General features: G+C 29.3%; 6 protein-coding genes. All 6 read left to right on the top strand.

Features of this window, described 5'->3' with window-relative positions; genetic code table 11:
- Positions 1 to 1,023 (top strand): GGDEF domain-containing phosphodiesterase (locus tag ACMOUI_RS12275; protein WP_418965981.1); only part of this gene is annotated, 1,023 nt, incomplete at its 5' end.
- Positions 1,024 to 1,035: 12 nt separating this feature from the next.
- On the top strand, positions 1,036 to 1,410 hold the full coding sequence (locus tag ACMOUI_RS12270; RefSeq protein ID WP_418965980.1) for a GNAT family N-acetyltransferase: 375 nt from the start codon (positions 1,036 to 1,038) through the stop codon (positions 1,408 to 1,410).
- Positions 1,411 to 1,452: 42 nt separating this feature from the next.
- The gene (locus ACMOUI_RS12265; RefSeq protein ID WP_418965979.1) at positions 1,453 to 1,779 is read left to right on the top strand and encodes a cupredoxin domain-containing protein; all 327 of its coding nucleotides are present in this window, start codon (positions 1,453 to 1,455) and stop codon (positions 1,777 to 1,779) included.
- A gap of 20 nt (positions 1,780 to 1,799) precedes the next feature.
- Positions 1,800 to 2,111 carry a hypothetical protein gene (locus tag ACMOUI_RS12260; RefSeq protein ID WP_418965978.1) on the top strand — a complete coding sequence of 104 codons (312 nt, stop codon included), beginning with the start codon at positions 1,800 to 1,802 and terminating at the stop codon, positions 2,109 to 2,111.
- A gap of 161 nt (positions 2,112 to 2,272) precedes the next feature.
- On the top strand, positions 2,273 to 3,238 hold the full coding sequence (locus tag ACMOUI_RS12255; RefSeq protein WP_418965977.1) for a nucleoside hydrolase: 966 nt from the start codon (positions 2,273 to 2,275) through the stop codon (positions 3,236 to 3,238).
- Between the two features lie 4 nt (positions 3,239 to 3,242).
- A complete protein-coding gene (locus ACMOUI_RS12250; protein WP_418965976.1) occupies positions 3,243 to 3,944 on the top strand; it encodes a queuosine precursor transporter in 702 nt (233 codons plus the stop codon).
- The last annotated feature ends 90 nt before the right edge of the window (positions 3,945 to 4,034 follow it).

The following is a 4,034-nucleotide window of genomic DNA, read 5'->3' as shown; positions in this document are numbered from 1 at the left end:
TTTAGAATATCTGGAGATGAGTTCTATATATTTTCATGCTATTCAGTAAATATTAAATTTAAAATAAAAAAATTGGAAACACTTTTTAAAACTTCAGATCTAATGAAAAAGTATAATATATCATTTAGTTTAGGATACTATATAAAAAGAGAGAAAGACTCTATGAATTATGCCTTTAAATATGCTGATTTAGCTATGTATTCAGCAAAAAAAGATAGAGAAAATTGGACACAAGAGGCAACTTATGATTTTATAAAAAGTAAGAAAAGAAAAAAGATGATAGAAAATATAATTGATATATCCATTGATACTGAGTTTTATCCAGTATTTCAAGAGAAATATGAGTTAAAAAATGGAAAGATAATTGGAGCAGAGGCTTTAACAAGATGGGAAAATAAACTGCTAGGTCAGATTTTTCCAGATGAGTTTATACCAATAACCGAGAGTTTAGGATTGATTCATAAAATTGATTATAGAATAGCTGAGGAAGCTATAAAAAAAACGAAACAACTTCTAGAAAAAGGAAGAGTGGATAGAGAGTTTAGAATGTCCTTTAATATGTCAGTGGAAACACTTAGGAAAAAAAACGTTGTGGATTATATATTTAGTTTATTGGATAAATACTCTTTAAATGGGAAAAATTTAGAGATTGAAATAACGGAAAGTACATTTTTAGATGATGTGGATGAGGTTGTAGCAAAGTTAAATAAATTTAGGGAGAGAGGGATATATATTTCAATAGATGATTTCACTGCTGGATATTCAACAGTGGGACTATTGACAACATTGCCAATAGATGTTATCAAATTTGATAAATCATTGATGTCGAGTATAAGTGAGGATAGTGAAAGAGGAAAAAAAATATATTTAGGTTTAACAAATATGATAAAAAGTTTAAAACTTAAAGTTGTGGCAGAGGGAATTGAGGAAAGGGATCAGTTTGAATTTCTAAAAAAAATAGGAGTTAGTTATGGTCAAGGATATTATTTCGGAAAACCACAAAAAAGATTAAAAAATATTTAAAAGGAGAGAGCCATGGTAGAGATTAAAGAGTTTCAAATAGGTGATTTAAATGTTCTTTGGGATATAAATAGAAATGCCTATAGAAAGAGCACTAAAAATGAGACCTATGAAGAGTTTAAAAATATAGTAAAAAACTCCATTGGAAAAGTTATTTTTTTACAAAATGAGATTGTTGGAGCTATATTTTTAAAGGAACAGAGTGAAGGTGGAGTGTATAGAGTTGAAAAACTTTTTATATGTCCTAAATATCAAAATAGAGGACTGGGTTATTTTATTTTAACACATCTAAATGAGAGTGATAGTTCTATAAAAAAGATAGAGTTAGAGCTAGATAACAGTAGTTTTAAAACAAAAAAATTCTGTGAAAAAATGAAAAAAGAACTTTAGATGGTAATACCTTTTAACTTATTTTAAGTTTAGGAGGTAGCTATGAAAGGTTTAAAAATTTTAGGATTATGTACACTTCTATCGGTGACACTTCTTGGAAAAGAGATTCAAATTGTGGCATATGAATGGGGATATGAGCCAAAGGAGATTGTTTTAAAAAAGGATGAACCAGTAACATTAACTTTAGTAAGTAAAGAGGGAGATCATGGATTGGGATCAAAAGAGCTGGGATTTGATTTAGAAGCATCTCCAGGAAAACCAGAATCAATAGAGATAAAACCAACTGAGGTTGGAGAATACATAGGAAAGTGTACAGTTCCATGTGGATCAGGACATAAAAAAATGCTTTTAAAAATAAAAGTAGAGTAAAAAATATAAAAGAGGTAAAAATGAGAGAGAAAATATCTGCTTTAGGGCAATACATAGTTAAACAAACAGGAAAGAATTTTAATTTTAAGATGATAAAACCAGATGGTTATTATAAGGGAGTTTTATTTTCACATGGAGTGGATGATTACCTAGTTTCAAGTGATAGAGTGGAACTTTTGAGTACAATTGAGCTAATATCAATAAAAACTTCTAAGGATTATCCACCTAAATTAGTGAGAAGATATACTCATAGTAAATTTGAAAAAATAAATAAAAAGAAAGAGGATACAATTGTAATAAATGGTGTAAAGTTTTATATCATAAAATTATAGTTATATTTTTAATTGAAAAAATTATAAAGAGATGTTATACTCTTTGAGAATTAAATTTTATAAAAAAGATGTTTGGGAGATCCATCTGTAAAAAAAACCAGCAAGAGGCTAGGTTTATTCTAGCCTTTTTTGTTTGTATGGATCCCAGAAAGGGAGAGGTTATGAAAAGAATAGTTATTGATTGTGATCCAGGAATTGATGATTCATTAGCACTGATTTTAGCACTGAAATCAATGGAGTTGGATATTGTAGGTATTACTATCTGTGCTGGAAATGTACCAGTAGAACTTGGAGGAATCAATGCATACCGAGTCTTAAAGTTACTAAAAAGAGAGGATATACCTATCTATTTAGGAGATAATAAACCGATTAAAAAAGAGTTGGTAACAGCTCAAGATACTCATGGAAATGATGGGATAGGGGATGTTTTACCTGAGATTACTGTTCCTAAAGGTGCTATTAAATTGGGAGCTGTAGACTTTCTAATTGAAACTTTAAAAGAGAGTGAAGATATCTCAATTATAGCTTTAGGACCTATGACAAATTTAGCAAAAGCAGTGGAGAGGGAGAGAGGTATTTTAAAAAGAGCTAAAAGAATTGTCTCTATGGGAGGAGCTTTTAGAACTAATGGGAACTGTTCACAAGTAGCTGAGTTTAACTATTGGGTAGATCCAGAATCAGTAAATATTGTTTTTGAGAACGTAGATAAGCCAATAGAGCTTATTCCACTAGATGTAACTAGAAAAATAGTTTTAACACCAAATTATAGAGAATATTTAAAGCAGATGAAAAATGAAGTAGCAGACTTTATCTATAATATAACAGGTTTTTATGTAGATTTTCATTGGATGCAGGAAAGAACTCTAGGTTGTGTTATAAATGACCCTTTAGCGGTGGCTTATTTTATAGAACCAGAGATGTGTAGCGGGGTTCTAACACATTTAGAGTGTGTTGAAAGTGGAAGAGCTATCGGGCAAACATTAATAGATATTGGAAACTTTTATAGAAGAGATACAAATGTGTTTATAAATACAGAGGTCAATGAAAAAAGGTTTTTTGAGCTTTTTTTCAATAGTGTTTTTCCTGAAAATAAAAAAGATAATGAATTGATATTAAAGGGGTATTAGTATAATGATAAATGAGATGATATTACAAAATGAGTTACTATGGATTATAAAACTATTTTTAAGTTTTATTATTGTTTTAGGTGCATATAAGTGTTTTGGTAAAACTGGGTTGTTTATATGGATTCCAATATCTATGTTTATAGCAAGTGTTGAAGTAATGGTTCTAGTTAAACTTTTTGGGCTTCATGCTTCACTGGGGAATATACCCTATGCTAGCGCATTTTTAGTAACTGATATACTTTCTGAAAAGTATGGTGAAAAAGAGGCTAAAAAAGCTATTTGGATAGGTTTTTTTACCAATATAGTTATAGCTTTTATGATTAACTTTGCACTTTTATTTACCCCTGAGGCTGATGGAATAGAGATGCATAGTAATTTAAAATCAATCTTTGGACTGTTTCCAAGATTTATGGTAGTGGGGCTTATATCTTATGCGGTATCTCAACATATTGATATATATCTATATAAAATTTTAAAGGAGAAGTTTCCAAATCATCTTTGGATTAGAAATAATGGAAGTACAATGATAAGTCAGTTAGTGGATAATATTTTATTTACAACTTTAGCTTTTACAGGTATTTTTTCTTTTGAGGTCATGTTTGAAATATTCCTGAGTACATATATCTTAAAGTGGATAGTGGCAGCTATGGATACACCATTCCTGTATTTAGCTACTAAGATGGATTCTAAGAAAAGTCTATGTTAAAAAAGTTTTAGTTTTAATCATTTATTGTAAATATCTCTAATAAGAGTTATAATACAAGAAAAATCAAAAAATATTTTGATTTTTTGGAGG

The organism is Cetobacterium sp., assembly GCF_048470075.1.
In the GTDB taxonomy this organism is placed as follows: domain Bacteria; phylum Fusobacteriota; class Fusobacteriia; order Fusobacteriales; family Fusobacteriaceae; genus Cetobacterium_A.
The sequence above is the reverse complement of the archived record's forward strand: the minus strand, read 5'-3'. Positions and strand labels throughout refer to the sequence as shown.

What these genes read in the sequence shown, in the direction of transcription:
- ACMOUI_RS12260 (WP_418965978.1), top strand. Translation starts at nt 1,800, where the DNA reads ATGAGAGAGAAAATATCTGCTTTAGGGCAATACATAGTTAAACAAACA.
- ACMOUI_RS12250 (WP_418965976.1), top strand. Translation starts at nt 3,243, where the DNA reads ATGATAAATGAGATGATATTACAAAATGAGTTACTATGGATTATAAAA.
- ACMOUI_RS12270 (WP_418965980.1), top strand. Translation starts at nt 1,036, where the DNA reads ATGGTAGAGATTAAAGAGTTTCAAATAGGTGATTTAAATGTTCTTTGG.
- ACMOUI_RS12255 (WP_418965977.1), top strand. Translation starts at nt 2,273, where the DNA reads ATGAAAAGAATAGTTATTGATTGTGATCCAGGAATTGATGATTCATTA.
- ACMOUI_RS12265 (WP_418965979.1), top strand. Translation starts at nt 1,453, where the DNA reads ATGAAAGGTTTAAAAATTTTAGGATTATGTACACTTCTATCGGTGACA.